Annotated in this window: 20 protein-coding genes and 3 tRNA genes; 16 read left to right on the top strand and 7 right to left on the bottom strand. The window is 59.6% G+C overall.

The features are described from left to right. The first annotated feature begins 102 nt into the window (after nucleotides 1-102). Nucleotides 103-1,014: a LysR family transcriptional regulator gene (locus tag AC2CGQ_RS17850; protein WP_015376549.1), complete on the top strand. Its 912-nt coding sequence runs from the start codon at nucleotides 103-105 to the stop codon at nucleotides 1,012-1,014. A 10-nt stretch (nucleotides 1,015-1,024) separates the two neighbouring features. Here AC2CGQ_RS17850 and AC2CGQ_RS17855 read toward each other — a convergent pair whose 3' ends face one another. Continuing rightward, nucleotides 1,025-2,221, bottom strand: coding sequence for an MFS transporter (locus AC2CGQ_RS17855; RefSeq protein ID WP_021505391.1), 1,197 nt, complete (start codon nucleotides 2,219-2,221; stop codon nucleotides 1,025-1,027). A 137-nt stretch (nucleotides 2,222-2,358) separates the two neighbouring features. Here AC2CGQ_RS17855 and AC2CGQ_RS17860 point away from each other — a divergent pair, with 137 nt between their 5' ends. After that, entirely contained in the window at nucleotides 2,359-2,955 is a 597-nt protein-coding gene (locus AC2CGQ_RS17860) for a TetR/AcrR family transcriptional regulator (protein WP_015376551.1), read from the top strand. Between the two features lie 37 nt (nucleotides 2,956-2,992). On the opposite strand, the gene AC2CGQ_RS17865 is transcribed toward AC2CGQ_RS17860, so the two are convergent. Beyond that, on the bottom strand, nucleotides 2,993-4,072 hold the full coding sequence (locus AC2CGQ_RS17865; RefSeq protein WP_015376552.1) for a GGDEF domain-containing protein: 1,080 nt from the start codon (nucleotides 4,070-4,072) through the stop codon (nucleotides 2,993-2,995). A 259-nt stretch (nucleotides 4,073-4,331) separates the two neighbouring features. Here AC2CGQ_RS17865 and AC2CGQ_RS17870 point away from each other — a divergent pair, with 259 nt between their 5' ends. After that, a complete protein-coding gene (locus tag AC2CGQ_RS17870) occupies nucleotides 4,332-4,616 on the top strand; it encodes a DUF1435 domain-containing protein (protein ID WP_004933115.1) in 285 nt (94 codons plus the stop codon). Nucleotides 4,617-4,705: 89 nt separating this feature from the next. Here AC2CGQ_RS17870 and AC2CGQ_RS17875 read toward each other — a convergent pair. The 4 genes from AC2CGQ_RS17875 to AC2CGQ_RS17890 all read right to left on the bottom strand — a co-directional run bounded on the left by AC2CGQ_RS17875 (nucleotide 4,706) and on the right by AC2CGQ_RS17890 (nucleotide 6,061). Beyond that, a tRNA-Leu gene (locus tag AC2CGQ_RS17875) sits at nucleotides 4,706-4,792 on the bottom strand. 42 nt (nucleotides 4,793-4,834) lie between these two features. Further along, nucleotides 4,835-4,921, bottom strand: a tRNA-Leu gene (locus AC2CGQ_RS17880). Between the two features lie 36 nt (nucleotides 4,922-4,957). After that, a tRNA-Leu gene (locus tag AC2CGQ_RS17885) sits at nucleotides 4,958-5,044 on the bottom strand. 72 nt (nucleotides 5,045-5,116) lie between these two features. Further along, a complete protein-coding gene (locus tag AC2CGQ_RS17890; RefSeq protein WP_015376553.1) occupies nucleotides 5,117-6,061 on the bottom strand; it encodes a LysR family transcriptional regulator in 945 nt (314 codons plus the stop codon). 118 nt (nucleotides 6,062-6,179) lie between these two features. Between AC2CGQ_RS17890 and AC2CGQ_RS17895 the strand changes: the two genes are divergently transcribed. Then, nucleotides 6,180-7,172 carry an aldo/keto reductase gene (locus AC2CGQ_RS17895; RefSeq protein ID WP_021505389.1) on the top strand — a complete coding sequence of 331 codons (993 nt, stop codon included), beginning with the start codon at nucleotides 6,180-6,182 and terminating at the stop codon, nucleotides 7,170-7,172. Nucleotides 7,173-7,222: 50 nt separating this feature from the next. Here the strand turns inward: AC2CGQ_RS17895 and rsmC are convergent, their stop codons facing one another. Next, entirely contained in the window at nucleotides 7,223-8,263 is a 1,041-nt protein-coding gene (gene rsmC, locus AC2CGQ_RS17900) for a 16S rRNA (guanine(1207)-N(2))-methyltransferase RsmC (RefSeq protein WP_075684816.1), read from the bottom strand. A gap of 146 nt (nucleotides 8,264-8,409) precedes the next feature. On the opposite strand from rsmC, the gene AC2CGQ_RS17905 reads away from it, so the two are divergent. From AC2CGQ_RS17905 to deoC, 12 genes are all read left to right on the top strand, one after another. Further along, on the top strand, nucleotides 8,410-8,847 hold the full coding sequence (locus AC2CGQ_RS17905; RefSeq protein WP_021505387.1) for a DNA polymerase III subunit psi: 438 nt from the start codon (nucleotides 8,410-8,412) through the stop codon (nucleotides 8,845-8,847). Then, on the top strand, nucleotides 8,792-9,235 hold the full coding sequence (gene rimI / locus AC2CGQ_RS17910; RefSeq protein ID WP_004933100.1) for a ribosomal protein S18-alanine N-acetyltransferase: 444 nt from the start codon (nucleotides 8,792-8,794) through the stop codon (nucleotides 9,233-9,235). The genes AC2CGQ_RS17905 and rimI overlap by 56 nt, the downstream gene beginning before the upstream one ends. A gap of 155 nt (nucleotides 9,236-9,390) precedes the next feature. Then, complete coding sequence (locus tag AC2CGQ_RS17915) at nucleotides 9,391-9,696, top strand: helix-turn-helix domain-containing protein (RefSeq protein ID WP_019454983.1); 306 nt, start codon at nucleotides 9,391-9,393, stop codon at nucleotides 9,694-9,696. 3 nt (nucleotides 9,697-9,699) lie between these two features. Further along, complete coding sequence (locus AC2CGQ_RS17920) at nucleotides 9,700-10,965, top strand: type II toxin-antitoxin system HipA family toxin (RefSeq protein WP_306377123.1); 1,266 nt, start codon at nucleotides 9,700-9,702, stop codon at nucleotides 10,963-10,965. A gap of 146 nt (nucleotides 10,966-11,111) precedes the next feature. Beyond that, entirely contained in the window at nucleotides 11,112-12,701 is a 1,590-nt protein-coding gene (gene prfC / locus AC2CGQ_RS17925; RefSeq protein ID WP_004933094.1) for a peptide chain release factor 3, read from the top strand. 515 nt (nucleotides 12,702-13,216) lie between these two features. Beyond that, the gene (gene osmY, locus AC2CGQ_RS17930) at nucleotides 13,217-13,831 is read left to right on the top strand and encodes a molecular chaperone OsmY (protein WP_004933091.1); all 615 of its coding nucleotides are present in this window, start codon (nucleotides 13,217-13,219) and stop codon (nucleotides 13,829-13,831) included. A gap of 161 nt (nucleotides 13,832-13,992) precedes the next feature. Then, entirely contained in the window at nucleotides 13,993-14,154 is a 162-nt protein-coding gene (locus AC2CGQ_RS17935) for a DUF1328 domain-containing protein (RefSeq protein WP_004933089.1), read from the top strand. 68 nt (nucleotides 14,155-14,222) lie between these two features. Continuing rightward, complete coding sequence (locus AC2CGQ_RS17940; protein ID WP_004933086.1) at nucleotides 14,223-14,408, top strand: CsbD family protein; 186 nt, start codon at nucleotides 14,223-14,225, stop codon at nucleotides 14,406-14,408. Nucleotides 14,409-14,418: 10 nt separating this feature from the next. Beyond that, entirely contained in the window at nucleotides 14,419-15,537 is a 1,119-nt protein-coding gene (locus AC2CGQ_RS17945; RefSeq protein WP_031300414.1) for a patatin-like phospholipase family protein, read from the top strand. Continuing rightward, nucleotides 15,534-16,316 (top strand): TatD family hydrolase, encoded by a 783-nt coding sequence (locus tag AC2CGQ_RS17950; protein WP_076740925.1) that lies wholly within the window; start codon nucleotides 15,534-15,536, stop codon nucleotides 16,314-16,316. The genes AC2CGQ_RS17945 and AC2CGQ_RS17950 overlap by 4 nt, the downstream gene beginning before the upstream one ends. 183 nt (nucleotides 16,317-16,499) lie before the next feature. Then, entirely contained in the window at nucleotides 16,500-17,777 is a 1,278-nt protein-coding gene (locus tag AC2CGQ_RS17955) for a NupC/NupG family nucleoside CNT transporter (protein ID WP_019454990.1), read from the top strand. A gap of 370 nt (nucleotides 17,778-18,147) precedes the next feature. Further along, nucleotides 18,148-18,927, top strand: coding sequence for a deoxyribose-phosphate aldolase (gene deoC, locus AC2CGQ_RS17960; RefSeq protein WP_021505383.1), 780 nt, complete (start codon nucleotides 18,148-18,150; stop codon nucleotides 18,925-18,927). Nucleotides 18,928-18,962 lie beyond the last annotated feature (35 nt).

Genomic DNA, 18,962 nt, shown 5'->3' on the forward strand with positions numbered 1-18,962 from the left:
TCTCCCAACAGATGAAGAACTTCAGTGTATCCGCGCCAAAATGGCTGATAAACTGGCCTGAATGCGCAACATTGGGGACAAATCGTGGCTAATTTACCGTCTATGCCGTTGGATAACCTGACCGACCTGCTGGTATTCATTCGCGTCGCCGACGCCTGCAGCTTCACGCTGGCGGCCGAGAGGCTGGGCATCTCCCGTTCGGCGGCGGGCAAATGCGTGACCCGATTGGAGGCGCGATTGGCGACCCGGCTGCTGCAGCGCACCACGCGCAGCGTCAGCCTGACCGAAGACGGCGCGGTGTTTTACGAGTATGCGCAGCGTATCCTGTCGCAGGCCGAAGAGGCGGAAACGGCACTCAATACGCGGCGGCAAACCCCGCGCGGGCGGCTGCGGCTGGATGTGCCGGTCTCGTTGGGGCGGTTGCATATTCTGCCGATTCTGCGGGAATTTTTGGCGCAGTGGCCGGAGGTGGACGCCGACGTCAGCTTCTCCGACGATTACAGCGATTTGGTGCGCGACGGCATCGACGTGGCGATCCGCGTCGGCGGCAGCGACGACAGCCGACTGGTGCGGCGGGTGCTCGCGCCGCACCGCCTGATCACCTGCGCGGCGCCAGACTATCTGGCGCGGCACGGTACGCCTGGGAAACCGGAAGCGTTGGGCGATCATGAGACGCTGGTCTTCAGCCATCAGGGGTTGCCGGCGCCGTGGCGCTATCGGGTTAACGGTCAACTGCACGAACAGCCGGTGCGCGGCCGGATGCGTTTCAACAACGTCGAGGCATTGCGTGATGCGGCCGTCGCCGGGGCCGGTCTGTGTCAGGTAGGAGCGTTTCTGGTCGGCGAGCAGATTGCGGCCGGCACGCTGGTGCCGGTGCTGGAGCGCTATTGTCGCCCGGGGCCGCCGATCTGCGCCGTCTATCCCAGCCGGCGCCACCTCTCCCCCAAGGTGAAACTGTTTCTGGCGGCGATCGAACGGCGCTGGCAGGGCAAGGCGATTTGGGAAAGCGCCTAGCGCGAGCGGTTCATGCCGCTTGCACGGCCAGCGTTCGCCGCATTAAGCGATAGCCGCCGGCCGCCACCAGCAGTACGACCAGGCCGGCCGTGAGCGTGACGCCAAAGCCGGCCTTGATCCCCACCGCATCGATCGCCAGCCCCGCCAGGGCGGCGCCGAGCGCCACGCCAACCCCCAGGCCGGTCACCATCCAGGTCAATCCTTCCGTCAAGCGTGAAGGCGGCACGAGGCGTTCAACTAACCCCATGGCGACGATCATGGTCGGCGCGAAAAACAGTCCGGCGACAAACATCGCCGCCGCCAGCGTTAAGACATTGTGCACCCACAGCAGCGGCAGCGTGGTGAGTGCGGTGGCGAAGGCGGCGTATAAGAACTGCCGAGGCAATGGGGACGGCAGCTTTATTGCGCCGAAAATCAGCCCGGCGAGGCAGGAGCCGCCTGCGTAAACCGACAGCACGATGCTGGCGGCGGCCGGCTGCCCCTGCTGCTCGGCGAAGGCCACGCTGATGACGTCCACGGTGCCGACGATGGTGCCCAGCGCGATCAGCGCCAGCACCAGGATCTGCATCGACGGCATGGCCAGGATGGCGCGCTGCCGCTGGTTATTGCGGGGATAAACCGGGGGCTGAGTGCTTTTTTGCCAGGCGAATGCCGAAACGCCCGCCACCAGAAGCAGCGCGGCCGCCAGAGGGCCGGCCTCAGGGAAGAGCGCAACGCTGAGCCCCACGGCGATCGGCGGGCCGACGATAAAGGCCACTTCGTCCAACACCGACTCGAATGAAAACGCCGTGTGCAGCTGCGGCGTGCCGCGATAAATTTCGCTCCAGCGGGCTCTGACCATGGCGGAGATGCTGGGCATGCCGCCCGCGAGTGCGGCGAAGACGAACAGCGTCCAGTCCGGCGCCCGATAGTGGGTGCAGATCAGCAGCAGCAACAGGGCGAGTGCGCTGACCCCGGTGGCGTAGGGCAGCACGCGACTTTGGCCGTAGCGGTCCGCCGCGCGTGCGATTTGCGGCGCGAGCAGCGCCATGGAAAAGGCGAATGTCGCTGCCACCGCACCCGCCAGCCAATAGGAGCCGCGTACCTGCGAAAGCATGGTGATGATGCCGATACCGGTCATTGAGATCGGCAGGCGTGCGATCAACCCGGCAGAGGAAAACGCCTTGCTGCCCGGTGCGCTGAACAGTGTGAAATAAGGATTTGCCATGAATAGGGTTCCTGAATGTTGGCGGCTCGGTATTCGCGCAATGCCCATCATTGACATACGCCACGTATGTTACGTTAATTGACATACATGGCGTATGTCAATTATAACGTCATCAATGGCAAGACGGGAGTGAATCCATGGCACGTAAAGCGCGCACAGAAATGATTGAAGAAACCCGGCGTAAGCTGGTGGCGGCCGCCCGTCAGCAGTTCGGCGGCGTGGGGTATGCCGAGACGGTGATGGATGAGCTTACTGCGCAAGCCGGTATGACGCGCGGTGCGCTCTATCACCATTTTGGCGACAAGAAGGGATTGTTTTTGGCCGTCGTGCAGGAAATCGACGCCGAAATGGATGCGCGCCTGGCCGACATTACCGCGAGCACGCCGGATGACTGGGAGGCCTTCGCGGGGCGTTGCCGCGGTTATCTGATCATGATGACGGAGCCGCAATCGCAGCGCATTCTGTTGCGTGATTCGCCCTCGGTGCTGGGAGCCGACTATCTGCAGGCCAGCAAGCTGGGTTGCATCACCTGGATGACGGGGGCCTTACAGGCGTTGATGGCGCAGCGGCGTATCGCTACCGCCGAACCGGAAGCGCTGGCGCATTTAATCAATGGCGGCCTGATGGATGCTGCGCTGTGGGTCGCCCATCAGCCGGAAAAAGACGTGGCGCTGGAGCAGGCCTTGGCCAGTTTGAACCTGTTGTTGAACGGGCTGCGCTCCACCTCTGCTTAAGTTTTACTGGCGGCCGCCGCGCCGTTTCGGCGGCGGCTTAAGGGTGAATGACGACGGGCTGGACGTTTTGCGCCAGCTGGATATTGTTGCGGCCGCTGTGTTTCGCCAGATAGAGCGCGGCGTCGGCTGCGCCTATCGCCGATTCGATGTCCAGTTTTTCCAGCGCGGAGATGCCGGCGCTAAGCGTCAGCGTGCCGCTGTGCTGCGGGCTGGCGCCGTGCGGGATGTTCAGTTCCGCCACGCGTTGGCGCACCCGCTCGGCCAGCTGCGCCGCGTAGCCTTCGTGCACGTTGGTCAGCAGCACCAAAAACTCTTCCCCGCCGTAACGCACCACGATATCGCGCGAACGCACCGCATCGCGGATGGCGACCGCCACCTGCACCAAAGCCCGATCGCCCATGGCGTGGCCGTAGCTGTCGTTGTAGACCTTGAAGTGGTCAATATCCAGCAATAGCACGTAATGGTGGCCGGTTTGCGGTTCCAGCAGCATAGTGATCTTATTCTCCAGACCACGTCGGTTATAAAGGCCGGTCAGGGGATCGAGCATGCTCAAATTATTGAATTTGTCCCGCTCGTTATACAGGTTGGCCACCAGCGCGTGGGTAAAGATTTCACTGCGTTTCAACATCAGGTGATGAATGGAGAAAGCGATAATAGGTAATAGCGTGGTGAATAATATCCGCAGGGTATTATGCATGCCGTCTAGAGCCAGGATCATCATTGCGGAAGGTACGGCGTGTAAACAAAAGGCGGTAAAGTTATCCGTCAGAGAAATAGCGCTGATAAAAAAGATGCTAAACAAACTAATTAATAAAAAATCTTGGTTATTCGGTAGGCAATATTGACTTTTAACGTAAATATGTGCGGCCCAGAGCAGGCCGAGTACGCTGGCGAACAGGTTGAGTTTGCACAAATATTTACGTGGCGTTTGCAGGGAAAATAGCGCCGCTACCAGACAAAATAGCGGTATACATAATAAAGGTAGGGTAAATGCGGGCGTATCCCTAAAAGGGAACAATAATGTAAATACGGAAGAGGCGGCATTCATTACCAAAAAAAGAAATAATGCCAGGCGCTGCTTGCTGTTCAGTAATTCCTGATAAGAACGGGCGTTCATACGGAGGTCACTCTTTGCAAAGTCGTTCTGTCGAATAATTAAGGTTGAGAAGCATTCCTTTGGCGCGAATATCCACTTGAATTGCATGGTTGAGGATTGTGATTATTATCATGCAAACAGGACTAGGAATTTTCTTATGTCAAATTATCATTTTTTCCTGCTGGTGTCATCTGAGTTTGGTCAGCGCAGTGAAAATGATGCAGCGGCCAAAAAAGTGTTATATGATATTGGTTATCATTATCACTTAAGGAGGGGTGTCATGCTCACTGCCATGATTGCCGCGTGCGGGCTGTGGGGCGTCAGTTGGTGCCTCGGGGATCGCCTGGCCAGCGCCTGGGGCGTTTTGCTACCTTGTGCGTTGATGCCGCTGCTGGCCTTGATCAACCTGGATATGCTGCAGTTGCGCACCCTGATCGTGATAGCGATGTTGGCCACGCTGGTGATGCTGTTCAACAGCCGGCTGCGCCACTATCTGCTGTTGCCTTCCTGCATGGCGCTGGCGGGCGGCCTGGCGGCAGTCAGCCTCAACTTCAGCTTTGGGTGAAACGCCAGAAACGGCAAAACCACGCTTAAGCGTGTTTATCATCAATGCGTTGGGATTTTTTCGAAGGAACTACTGGAGAGATCATCAATTGGTGCGAAGAGAGGGACTTGAACCCTCACGTCCGTAAGGACACTAACACCTGAAGCTAGCGCGTCTACCAATTCCGCCACCTTCGCACAGTCGATGTTGTTGCTTTGATTTATATTACGTCGCCAGCTTGGTGCGAAGAGAGGGACTTGAACCCTCACGTCCGTAAGAACACTAACACCTGAAGCTAGCGCGTCTACCAATTCCGCCACCTTCGCATCGATGCTGAGTGCAATATAAATCATGTGGTTATTTGGTGCGAAGAGAGGGACTTGAACCCTCACGTCCGTAAGGACACTAACACCTGAAGCTAGCGCGTCTACCAATTCCGCCACCTTCGCGTACCAGAAACATTACCGGAGTAACGTTACCACGGAGGCGAATTCTAGAGATTTTGGCGGGCACGTCAACAGTTATTTCCCCGCTTTGCGGGCGTTTGCTGGAAAAACAGCCATATCGCCGCTTTTCTGCTGGTCAAACAGCCAAATCAGCCAATCAATCAACACCCTGACCCGCGGCGCCAGGAAACGGCCGGGCGGATACATGATGTAAATCGGCATTGGCGGAGGCGGCGTGTCCGCCAACACCTCCACCAGCTCTCCCTGTTTCAGCCAGGGCGCCAGCGAATAGCGCGCCGCCTGAATCAAGCCCATGCCGGCGCGTGCGCCGGCGATGTAGGCGTCGGCGCCGCTGACGCTGAGCCGGGCGGGCAGCTCGCGCAGTTCCAGCTTGCCGCCGCGGCAGAATTCCAGCGGGTAATCGCGGTTGCTGGCCAGTGAAAAATACCCCACCGCGCGATGCGGCTCCAGGCTATCGATGTCAAGCGGCGTGCCGTGGGCCTGCAGATAAGCGGGGGAGGCGCAGGTGACCTGCGGCAGCTGGGCGATGCGCCGCGCCGCCAGGCCGTCGTCTTCGGTTTCCCAGGCGCGCAGCACGCAGTCCACGCCTTCGCGCAACAGATCGACGTGGGTGTCGTTGGCGCCCAGCGCCAGCGTGATGTCGGGATACCGCCGATAAAAGTCGTCCAGCGCCGGAATCACCACCTCGCGCGCCAGCGAATGGGGCATATCGATGCGCACCTTGCCGGACGGCTGCAGCTTATGCTGGCTGAACAACGTGTCCGCCTCTTCCAGCGCCCCCAGCAGCTGTACGCAGCGCTGGTAATAGAGGCTGCCTTCGCTGGTCACCTGCACCTGGCGGGTGGTGCGGATCAGCAGGCGCACGCCCAGCCGCTGTTCCAGCCGTTTCAGCGCGTTGCTGACCGTGGCGCGCGGCAGCTGCAGGCGTTCGGCCGCCCGGCTGAAGCTACCCAGTTCGACGATGCGGGTAAAAATGCGCATGGCTTGAACCTGATCCATGTCCACTCCGGATTGTTGGTGATTTTTGAACAGTGATGTGCAATCTGCATTATTTATCTTTGTCGCGTAAACAACCAGACTTTGCTGCGTTATCCATTCACCGCATGAGGGCAGCACAATGCAACAACGTAAACTCGGTTCCAACGGTCCCGTCGTCTCCGCCCTGGGGCTGGGGTGCATGGGCATGAGCGACTTCTATTCCACCGGCGCCGATCGGCAGGAGGCCATCGCCACGCTGCACCGGGCGCTGGAGTTGGGCGTCACGCTGCTCGACACCGCCGACATGTACGGGCCGCACACCAACGAAGAGCTGGTGGGGGAGGCGATCAGGGGCAAGCGGCAACAGGTGTTCCTGGCCACCAAGTTCGGCATCCTGCGCGATCCGGCGGATCCTTCGGCGCGCGGCGTCAGCAGCCGGCCCGAGTATATCCGGCGCTCCGTCGAGGGGAGCCTGCGGCGCTTGGGCGTGGAGGAGATCGATCTCTATTATCAGCACCGGGTCGATCCGCAAGTGCCGATCGAAGACGTCGTCGGCACGATGGCGGATCTGATCCGCGAAGGCAAGATCCGTCACATCGGCCTGAGCGAGGCGTCGGTCGCCACGCTGGAGCGGGCGCACAAGGTACATCCGATCACCGCGCTGCAGACCGAGTATTCGCTGTGGACGCGCGACGCCGAGCAGGGCGTGCTGGCGGCCTGCGAGCGCCTGGGCATCGGCTTTGTGCCCTACAGCCCGTTAGGGCGCGGTTTCCTCACCGGCGCTATCCGGCGGCCGGAGGATCTGGCCGAGGACGATTTCCGCCGCAGTAACCCGCGTTTCCAGGGGGAAAACTTCGCCCGCAACCTGGCGCTGGTGGAGAAGGTGAGCGAGCTGGCGGCGCAGAAGGGCGTCAAGCCTTCTCAGTTGGCGCTGGCCTGGGTATTGGCGCAGGGCGAACACATTGTGCCGATCCCCGGCACCAAACGCCGGCGCTATCTGGAAGAGAACGTCGCCGCGGCGGAGATCGCGCTGAGCGCAGCTGAACTGGCGGCGATAGAAGCGGTGTTTCCGCTGAGCGCGGCGGCCGGCGATCGCTACGGCGCGGAGTCGATGACCTATATCAACGGCTAAAAAAAAGCGCGGCCTCGGGCCGCGCTCTGTCGTTTTCCGCCAACGGAAACTTATTTCTTCTTCGGTGCGCGCGGCGGGCGGCCGACGGTCGCCTGGTACACCTTGAAGCGGCCGTTTTGCGCCAGCACTTCGTGGCTGCCGAAGGTGGCGTCCAGAATGTCCGGGTAGGGCAGGAAGGCGTTGGCGACGATGCGCAGTTGACCCCCGATCGGCAGGTGCTTCACCGCGCCGCGGATCAGCGTTTCGGCAGCGGTCAGGCTGGTCTGCAGCCCGTCGTGGAACGGCGGGTTGGAGATGATCATGTCGAAACGGCCGGTGATATCGGAGTAAACGTTGCTGACGATCACTTCGCCTTCGATGCCGTTGGCGGCCAGCGTTGCGCGGCTGGATTCCACCGCGGCGGCATTGACGTCGCTGAGGGTCAGTTTCACCTTCGGCGACAGCTTGGCCATCACCGAGGCCATCACGCCGGCGCCGCAGCCGATGTCCAACACCTTGCCTTTCATGTGTTTTTCCAGCGTCGACAGCAGCAGCGAGCTGCCGACGTCCAGGCCGTCGCGGCTGAACACGCCCGGCAGCGTTTTCACTTCCAGATCGTGCAGCTGATAGCTGTCCCACCACTCGTTCAGGTCGAACTCGGTCTGCGCGTCCAGGCGGCCGTGATACAGGCCGCAGCGGCGCGCGCTGTCGATTTTCGCCAGCGTGACGTGGCCTTCCAGCGTTGGCTCGGCGCTGCGCACGCCGCTGCGGTTTTCACCGACCACGAACACGTCCACGCCTACCGGCAACAGCGCCAGGAGGTTGCACAGTTGGAATTGCGCCTCCTGCTTGCTCTTCGGCCAGTAGTAAACCAGCGTGTCGCAGTCGGCGACGAAAGCGGGATCGACGGTCAAACCGAACTGCACGTTATCGCCCATCGTCCGGTTCAGTAACTGCCAGTGATGGTATTGCTGAGTGTGGACGCGCACGTCCGCGGCCTCGAATTGGGCCGGCAGGCTGTCCTGCAGGTCGCCGGCAAACAGCACGCGGCGTTCGATAAATTCATCACTGTGGCGCAGCATGACTTCACTGGCGGGGGTTAATGCAGACATCAGATATTGGCTCCTGGAAATGAGACCGGGGATTATAGAGCTTTGTGGCGATATGTTCGACGGGTTTGTTGGCGCGGGCTGCGCGGGTTTGTTAGCATAGCGCGGCGCATGGCAGGCATGGCGCACCACAACGGGTAGGAATCGGCATGGCATCAAAACGCGACTGGCTGTTACAACAACTGGGTATTACGCAGTGGACATTGCGCCGCCCGGGCGTGTTGCAGGGCGAAGTGGCGGTCAGTCTGCCGCCCGAGGCGCGCCTGCTGGTGGTCGCGCAGACGCTGCCCGCACCCGACGATCCGCTGTTTTGCGACGTGCTGCGCAGCCTGGGGCTGACGCCGGCGCAAACCTACAGCCTGACGCCGGAACAGGCGGCGATGCTGCCTGAAGAGACCACATGCAACAGTTGGCGGCTGGGCGTGACGGAACCGCTCGCGGTCGCCGGCGCGCAGCTACACAGCCCGGCGCTGGCCGAGCTTTCCCAAGACGCGGGGGCCAAACGCGCCCTCTGGCAGCAGATTTGTCATCATGAACACGATTTCTACCCTGACGGCGGCCGACCTGGCCACAGCCTTCACCATTGAGCAAGCCAGCCACGCCTTTCCCTGGACGGAAACCACCTTCGCCAGCAATCAGGGCGATCGCTACCTTAACCTGAAGCTGAGCGCCGACGGGGAGATGGCGGGATTCGCCATCACGCAAATCGTGCTGGACGAAGCCACGCTGTTCAACATCGCCATTCATCCGCAGCACCAGCGCCGGGGTTTTGGCCGCCTGTTGCTCAACGCGTTGATCGAACAGCTGGAGAGCCGCGGCGTGGTCACGCTGTGGCTGGAGGTGCGCGCCTCCAACCAGGCGGCGATCGCGCTGTATGAAGATCTCGGTTTCAACGAAGTCACCGTGCGCCGCAATTATTACCCGAGCGCCCACGGCCGCGAAGACGCGATCGTGATGGCGCTGCCGCTGGCGTAATCTAAAAACATCCTATTGATTGTTTTCCTCCCCTTTAACAACTGAAAAGTTGTTTCCTGATTAATTTACATCAAACAAGTTGTTTTTCGCTGTGACGACAACTAATTTGTTGTTTATTGTTGAGGAAACAATCAATGCGTTGTTTGGAGGTGGGGATGAGAAAATTATCAGAAATATCAGCGTTGCTGAAAGAAAAGCGCATTGAGTTGGGCTGGAGCCAAAAAGACTTTTTGATGAAGATTGGCATGACTCAACAGCAATATCAGCGTGTTGAATCGGGCAGCGATATGCGGATGAGCACGCTGCTACGGATATTGGCGGCGATGGATTTGGAATATGTTATCGTGCCGAAAAGGTCTGTCCGTGATGTGGAGTGCTTGCTGCAACAGACAGTGAGTCATGCACCAGAAGTGAGTAACTTACAGAATTTCGAAGAAAAACTGAAAGATCTCGAGGACTAGCGAATGAAAGGGCGGCGACAGGTTGAATCGGTGCAGGCGTTAGCCTTGATATTGCATGGGCTGCGGGTGGGCGTGCTGGCGCACTACAGCGGCGGCAGAAACATCCTGACGTTTGATCCACACTACCTCGCTTTGCCGGAGCCTGTTCGTCCCCTGTTTACGCTAAGGCAGAAGGCGCACGCGGGATATCTTGAGCAAGTTTTACAGTCATCGCAGCGCCTTCCGCCCGTCTTATCCAATTTATTGCCCGAAGGCGCACTGCGCAGTTGGTTGGCCCAGTCGTTGAAAACCCATGTGAATGAGGAGTTTCCTTTAATTGCCTGGGCCGGGGAAAACTTGCCGGGAGCGCTTGAAGCACGGCCGCTGGCCGCCAGTGATATCCCCGCTTGGGCGTTAACGTCGCGCGGAGAGCTGGAAGCCGTACAAATTGATGTTGGAGTGGCGGCGCAGAAATTTTCTCTGGCAGGGGTACAAATGAAATTTTCCTCTGTGCGCAAAGAGGGCCGCTTCAACATTTCTTCTCAGGTGGGCGCTGATAGCTGGATCATTAAAACGCCTTCAACCGTTCATCGTCATCTCCCTGAAAATGAATATACGGCAATGCGTTTGGCGCAAGCCATCGGCGTGGATATTCCCGATATTGAGCTGGTTGAGCTGACACGGCTTGAACACTTGCCTGATATTCGCTTGGCGGATGAACCCTATGCGTATGCCATTCGTCGTTTTGACCGCAGTGAAAGTGGGCGAGTGCATACAGAAGATTTTGCCCAGATATTCGAGATCTATCCACACGACAAATACCGCGGCAAAAATTACGATCAGATAGCGGCTTATCTCTATGAGTTTGGCAGTGAATCTTTAGCGGATACGCAGCAAATGGCGCGCCGTCTGTTGGCGAATATTCTGCTCGCCAATGGCGATGCTCACGTAAAAAATTGGTCCATGATCTATCCAAACCAGGCCGATGTGCGGCTTGCTCCCGCTTATGACATCGTCACTACATTGGCTTATATCCCTGGTGAGTCTGAGGTTGCGCTCAATATGGCGAAGGAAAAACGCTGGGATAGGATCTCAATGCGAACCTTCGAGCGCTGGTCCGATCGAGTCGATATTCCCTGGCCCGCAATACGGGTGCATCTCTTGGATGCCATCGACAAGGCGCGAGCTTTGTGGCCGGCATTGTTGGCGGACCTGCCGATGGCGGACGATCACAAATCGGTATTGCGTCGGCATTGGGCCGCCTTGTCCCCCGATTTCCGCCTGTGTTAGCGGGAAATCGGATCCATTGATTGTCACCGGTTGGCAAATCGGCGAAAATGCCCGGCTGTTATCTTTTATTCACCGCTTTGCCCGGCGCCGCGATCGGCGCGTTCTGATGATGTCGCAGGGCGGACTAACCGTAGAACCTGAAAACCATGTCTCCTAGTGAATTTGCCCGCGAAGTCTCCAAAAGAAGAACTTTCGCCATCATCTCGCACCCCGATGCCGGTAAAACCACCATTACCGAAAAAGTGCTGCTGTTCGGACAGGCGATCCAGACCGCCGGTACGGTAAAAGGCCGCGGCTCCAGCCAGCACGCCAAATCCGACTGGATGGAAATGGAAAAGCAGCGCGGGATCTCGATCACCACCTCGGTGATGCAGTTCCCGTACCGCGACAGCCTGGTCAACCTGCTGGATACCCCGGGGCACGAAGACTTCTCCGAAGATACGTATCGCACCCTGACCGCGGTCGACTGCTGTCTGATGGTGATCGACGCCGCCAAGGGCGTAGAGGATCGCACCCGCAAGCTGATGGAAGTCACCCGCCTGCGCGACACGCCGATCCTGACCTTCATGAACAAACTGGACCGCGACATCCGCGATCCGATGGAAGTGATGGATGAAGTTGAGCGCGAGCTGAAGATCGCCTGCTCGCCCATCACCTGGCCGATCGGCTGCGGCAAGCTGTTCAAGGGCGTTTACCACCTGTACAAGGATGAAACCTACCTGTACCAGACCGGTAAAGGCCACACCATTCAGGAAGTGCGCATCGTCAAAGGCCTGAACAACCCAGAGCTGGATGCGGCGGTGGGCGAAGATCTGGCGGCGCAGCTGCGCGATGAGCTGGAGCTGGTGCAGGGCGCTTCTCACGAGTTCGATCAGGAAGCTTTCCTGAGCGGCGAGCTGACGCCGGTGTTCTTCGGTACCGCACTCGGCAACTTCGGCGTGGATCATATGCTGGACGGCCTGGTGGCCTGGGCGCCGGCGCCGATGCCGCGCAAAACCGACACCCGCGAAGTGACGGCGGCGGAAGAGAAATTCACCGGCTTCGTGTTCAAGATCCAGGCCAACATGGATCCGAAGCACCGCGACCGCGTGGCCTTTATGCGTGTGGTGTCCGGCCGTTATGAGAAGGGCATGAAGCTGCGCCAGGTGCGCACCGGCAAAGACGTGGTGATCTCCGATGCGCTGACCTTTATGGCCGGCGACCGTTCGCACGTGGAAGAAGCCTACCCGGGCGACATCATCGGTCTGCACAACCATGGCACCATCCAGATCGGCGATACCTTCACCCAGGGTGAAGACATGAAGTTCACCGGCATCCCGAACTTCGCGCCGGAACTGTTCCGTCGCATTCGCCTGCGCGATCCGCTGAAGCAGAAACAGCTGCTGAAGGGGCTGGTGCAGCTGTCCGAAGAGGGCGCGGTGCAGGTGTTCCGCCCGATCGCCAACAACGATCTGATCGTCGGCGCGGTCGGCGTGCTGCAGTTCGACGTGGTGGTGGCGCGCTTGAAGAGCGAGTACAACGTGGAAGCGCTGTATGAGTCGGTCAACGTGTCGACCGCGCGCTGGGTCGAGTGCGACGACGTGAAGAAGTTCGAAGAGTTCAAGCGCAAGAACGAGATCAACCTGGCGCTGGACGGTGGGGACAACCTGTCCTACATCGCGCCGACCATGGTGAACCTCAACCTGACGCAGGAACGTTATCCTGACGTGACCTTCCGCAAAACCCGCGAACACTGATCAATCGGCAGGGCGCCCGGTGCGCCCTGCCAACCTCCCTCATCCTCACTCCGCTAATTAATAAAACTTCCTCACCTTTTATGCCGCAAACCGATATCGCCAGGCAGCGTTCGTTAGGCCTGCGTTTTCCGCCGCATGGTCTATCTTTAACGAGATGTCCGCACATTGCTTGAGAGTAAATCACTGTAATACGCTGATTGTTTGGTGAGTTATTCTGATGTGTTGCCGATAGGAGACAGTCTGTTTCCTTAAATATCAATGAGATGACTGTTTTACCGTTTCGTGTCACTTAGTCTGTCGTCAATAGGCGACAGTTTTTTGATTAAAAATCCAACTCAATGCTTTTTTTGTTTGATTTTTAAGGTGTTTATGGAGTTGGCACGGCGGTTGCAATATTCCTGTCGTGAACGCTTAATCGTATAGCGATGATGAAGTATTTACCGAGAGGCCGCGTGAAGGCGGCTGAAGGGTTCCGGCGCTCTGGCGCTGGGGCCCCCAACAAAAGGAAGAGATCGATGAAAAAGACCAAATTTGCACACTCGCTGATGGCTGTTGTTTTGGGTTCTGCTTTGGTGAGCGGCACTGCGCTGGCCGAAGACAGTCTGCTCAACAAGGCGTCTAACGCCGCGGACAGTGCCGGTGCCAAAATCGATAGCTCCATGAAAAAAGTTGACGGTTACATGGATGACAGCGCGATAACGGCTAAAGTTAAAAGTGCGTTGGTGGACGATAAAACCATCAAAAGCACTGACATTTCGGTGAAAACCGAAAAAGGCACCGTGATCCTGAGCGGGTTTGTCGGCAGCCAGGCGCAGGCGGAGCATGCGGTTGCGGTTGCCGGTAAGGTGGAAGGCGTCAAAACCGTCAGCGACAAGCTGCACGTGAAAGATGAAGCCAACCAGTCGATCAAATCGTATGCCGGCGACACCGCCACCACCAGCGAGCTGAAAGCCAAGCTGCTGGCCGATGACATCGTGCCGTCGCGCAATGTGAAAGTGGAAACCACCGATGGCGTGGTGCAGCTTTCCGGTGAGGTGAAAACGCAGGCGCAGTCTGAGCGTGCCGAAAGCATCGCCAAGGCTATCGACGGCGTGAAAAGCGTGAAAAACGACCTGGTGGTCAAGCCGTAATCCCGCCAGGCGCCCGTAACAAGTAACCACAAGCCGCATCTGTCGGGCCGTGAAGGCGGCCCGACGTGTACCACCAAAAAAAGAAACTGATTTGCCGTCGATGTCCCGTTGTCGGGGCGGTAGACGGCAGCGAATTTTTTCACAATGGTAAGGAGAAGCTTATGTTTCGTTGGGGCATTATCTTTTTAGTCATCGCGCTTATCGCTGCGGCACTGGGGTTCGGTTCGCTGGCGGGCACCGCCGCCTGGGCCGCCAAAGTCGTGTTCGTTGTCGGCATCATCCTGTTCCTGGTCAGCCTGTTCACCGGCCGTCGGCGCCCTTAGCCGGCCGGCATTTTCCTGCAAACTGTAACAAAGCTTAATTCCTTTTCTCACCTCGGGGAGGGCCGGCCATGAACAGCGACATCATCGTCGGGCGCTGGAAACAGCTGAAAGGTCAGGTATGGCAGGCGTGGGCCGAATGGTCCGGCAGCGATGGTGCCTGGTTGGCCGGCAGCAATGATTTCCTCGTCGGCGTGCTGCAAGAGGATTACGGAAGAGAGCGAGACGCGGTATCCTCGGAGAAAACGTCTCACTGAGGATGCCAAGTTGGGATACAGAATACCCATCACGCTCGGCAATATAGAACCGCTGGCGTCTAAACCTTTTCGACCAGGAAAAATGGCGTTGGTCTGCGAAGGCGGCGGCCAGCGCGGCATTTTCACCGCCGGCGTGCTGGACGAGTTCCAGCGCGCGGGCTTTAACCCTTTCGATCTGCTGATCGGCACATCGGCCGGCGCTCAGAATCTGTCTGCCTACATCTGTGGGCAGATGGGCTACGCGCGCCGGGTGATCACCCGTTACACCACCTCGGCCCAGTTCTTCAATCCGCTGCGTTTCGTGCGCGGCGGGCATCTGATCGATCTCGATTGGCTGGTTGATACGGCGGCGGCGCAGATGCCGCTGGCGATGGACGTGGCGGAACAGCATTTTATCGACGGGCGCGAATTCCTGCTGTGCGCCTGCCGCAGCGACGATTTCGAACCGGCCTATCTGCCGGCGCAGCGCGAACGCTGGCTGCCGGCCATCAAGGCGTCCAGCGCCATTCCCGGCTTTTACCGTCAGGGCGTGGAGTTGGACGGCGTCAGCTATCAGGACGGCGGCATCAGCGATGCGATCCCAGTGGAAGAGGCCTACCGCCGCGGCGCCGACACCATCGTGGTGATCCGCACCGTGCCTTCGCAAATGTACTACACCCCACAGTGGATGAAGCGCATGGAGCACTGGCTGAGCGACAGCAGCCTGCAGCAGATGGTGCGCATCCTGCAGCATCATGAGCAAAGCTATCACCGCATCCAGCGCTTTATTGAGAAACCGCCGGGCAAGCTGCGCATCTTCGAGATCTTCCCGCCGAAGCCGCTGGCCAGCAATGCGCTCGGCAGCCGACTGGGGGCGCTCAATCAGGATTATCACCTGGGGCGCCGCTGCGGCCGCTACTTCCTGGCCACCGTCGGCCAGTGGATGGCGCAGCAGGAACCGGACGGTATCAAGGTGCAAAAATCGTTGTCGCGCCGCCTTATCCAGCCGGAGAACGTCAGAATGCCTTCGCCGATCGTGACCGACATCGCCATGTCGCCCGATCTCACGGCGCAGCCGGAGGCTGCGGTGGCGGCGCCGAAAATCATCCTGCCGGGCGATCTGCCGCCGGGTGAAGGGGGCGCGCTGTGAGCTACGCCTTTACCGACACCCACTGCCATTTCGATTTCCCGCCCTTTACCGGACATGAGGCCGAGAGCCTGACGCGGGCGGCAAGCGCCGGCGTGCAGCGCATCATCGTCCCGACGGTCACCGCCGATCGCTTCGCGCGGGTGCTGCGGCTGGCGCAGGATCACGCGCCGCTGTTTGCCGCGCTGGGGCTGCACCCGCTGTATATCGCGCAGCATCATGAGCCGCAGCTGGAACAGCTGGCGGCGCTGTTGGCCGAACGGCCGCGCAAGCTGGTGGCGGTGGGGGAGATCGGGCTCGATCTGTATATGGACAACCCGCAGTTCGAGCGGCAGCAAAGCGTGCTGCTGGCCCAACTGAAGCTGGCGAAACAGCATGAGCTGCCGGTGATCCTGCATTCGCGCCGCACCCACGACCAGCTGGCCGCCGCGCTGCGGCGCATGCAGCTGCCGCGCCGCGGCGTGGTGCACGGCTTTGCCGGCAGCCTGTCGCAGGCGCAGGCGTTTATCCGCCTCGGCTATTACATCGGCGTGGGCGGCACCATCACCTATGAGCGGGCGCAGAAAACGCGCGGCGTGATGGCGCAGCTGCCGCTTGAAGCGCTGCTGCTGGAGACGGATGCGCCGGACATGCCGCTGGCCGGCTATCAGGGGCAGCCGAATCGCCCCGAGCGTGCCGCCGAGGTGTTTCACACGCTGTGCGAGCTGCGGCCGGAACCGGCCGACGAGATCGCCGCCCATCTGCAACGCAATACCCAGTCACTGTTTGCCATGCCGGATTGACGAGCTTATAACGTGACTTGCGTCACGTTATAAGATTTTCATTTGCGTCTCGTTGTATACATTTGTGACATAAATCGGTGCGAGGGTGACCTCGCTCAGTATAATCCCCCCGAAACTCTCCAATAGCAGACCTCTCTTCATGAGCAGGGATGTATTTTATTTTTTGCAACAGGGAAACTTTGCATGCAACTCATCATGAGTCTGGTCGGTATGGCGGTGCTGATCGCCATTGCGGTGCTGCTCTCCAGCAACCGTCGGGCCATCAAATTGCGCACCGTGGTGTGGGCGTTCATCATTCAGGTCGGCATCGGCGCGCTGGTGCTGTACGTGCCGCTGGGCCGCAGCATCCTCGGCAGTATGTCTAACGGCGTGGCAAACGTTATCGCCTACGGCAATCAGGGCATTTCGTTCATCTTCGGCGGGCTGGTGTCCGACAAGATGTTCGAGGTGTTCGGCGGCGGCGGCTTCGTGTTCGCGCTGCGCGTCCTGCCGGTGATCGTGTTCTTCTCCTCGCTGATTGCGGTGCTGTACTACCTCGGCATCATGCAGTTGGTGATCCGCGTGTTGGGCGGCGGCCTGCACAAGTTGCTGGGCACCTCGCGCACCGAATCGCTGTCGGCGACCGCCAACATTTTCGTCGGCCAGACCGAAGCGCCGCTGGTGGTACGCCCCTATATCGCCACCATGAGCCAGTCAGAACTGTTCGCCGTGATGTGCGGCGGCCTGGCCTCGGTAGCCGGTTCGGTGTTGGCGGGGTACGCGCAGATGGGCGTGCCGCTGGAATATCTGATCGCCGCGTCCTTCATGGCCGCGCCGGGCGGGCTGCTGTTCGCCAAGCTGATGGTGCCGGAAACTGAGCAGACCCACGATAAAGACGATGCGATGAAGCTGATCGCTGAAGAAGATCGTCCGGCCAACGTGATCGACGCGGCGGCTTCCGGCGCGGCTTCCGGCATGCAGCTGGCGCTGAACGTCGGTGCGATGCTGCTGGCGTTTATCGCGCTGATCGCCTTGCTTAACGGCATTCTCGGCGGTATCGGCGGCTGGTTCGATTACCCGCAGCTGTCGCTCGAGCTGATCCTCGGCTGGGTGTTCTCGCCGATCGCCTTCCTGATCGGCGTGCCGTGGAGTGAAGCGATGACCGCCGGTTCGTTTATCGGCCAGAAGATCATCGTCAACGAATTCGTCGCCTATATGAACTTCGGCGCCTATCTGCGCCCGGACGACGTGGTGGCGGCGGAAGGCCTGCAGGTGCTGTCGGCTCACACCAAGGCGATCATCTCCTTTGCGCTGTGCGGCTTCGCCAACCTCTCCTCGGTGGCGATCTTGCTGGGTGGTCTGGGCAGCATGGCGCCCAACCGTCGCCACGACATCGCGCGCTTCGGTCTGAAGGCCGTGGCGGCGGGCACGCTGTCCAACCTGATGAGTGCCACCATCGCCGGCTTCTTCCTGGCGCTGTAAGCCATCACGGAGCCCGCGACGGCGCGACCGATCGCGGGACTCCGCCTATACTCTAAGCAACGCGGGTGCTTGCCGCATCCGCGATCTTCAGCCGCTTCTTTAGCGAATTTGTGAACGATATCGCGTTATTTTGTGATGCTCTTCACATATAATTCCGGTCTGTTACAGTGCTATTTCATATAGTGTGACGATGAACGCGAATCGCCTCCGGCATTCGTGTTCAAATAGCTATTACTGGCCGGCCGCAAGGCGGGTGGCCATGTGCGGTGAGAAGGATCTCAGTTGCCGCCGCGGGAACGCCGTTCCCCAGCGCTATCTTCATGGAACCAAGTCCGCTCGCCAACACCCAGGTACTCAGTTGGAGAGTTTTATGACCGAATTAACCGCAGCAGCGCAACGTGCGCTGAACTTGATGGATTTAACCACGCTGAATGATGATGACACCGACGAGAAAGTGATCGCGCTCTGTCGTCAGGCCAACAGCCCGGCCGGCCACACGGCGGCCATCTGCATTTACCCGCGTTTTATCCCGGTGGCGCGTAAGGCGCTGCGCGAGCAAGGCACGCCGGACATCCGCATCGCCACCGTGACCAACTTCCCGCATGGCAATGACGATATCGACATCGCGCTGGCGGAAACCCGCGCGGCGATCGCCTATGGCGCGGATGAAGTGGACGTGGTGTTCCCATACCGTGCGCTGATCGCCGGCAACGAACAGGTCGGCTTCGAGCTGGTGAAACAGTGCAAGCAGGCTTGCCAGGCGGCCAACGTGCTGTTGAAAGTGATCATCGAAACCGGTGAGCTGAAACAGGCCGATTTGATCCGCAAGGCGTCCGAGATCGCCATCAAGGCCGGGGCTGACTTTATCAAGACCTCCACCGGCAAGGTGCCGGTCAACGCCACCCTGGAGAGCGCCGAGCTGATGATGTCGGTGATCCGCGATCTGGGCGTGGCGAAGACGGTGGGCTTCAAGCCGGCCGGCGGCGTGCGCACCGCGGAAGACGCGCTGCATTATCTGCAACTTGCCGATCGTATTCTGGGCGAGGGGTGGGCCGATGCGCGGCATTTCCGCTTTGGCGCTTCCAGCCTGCTGGCCAGCTTGCTGACCACGCTGGGCCACCAGACCCAGACCGCCGGCGGCGGCTACTGATCGATTTCGTTGGCGGGCGCCAGGCGCGCCCGTCT

This window comes from Serratia sp. DFXYC6 (assembly GCF_057196085.1).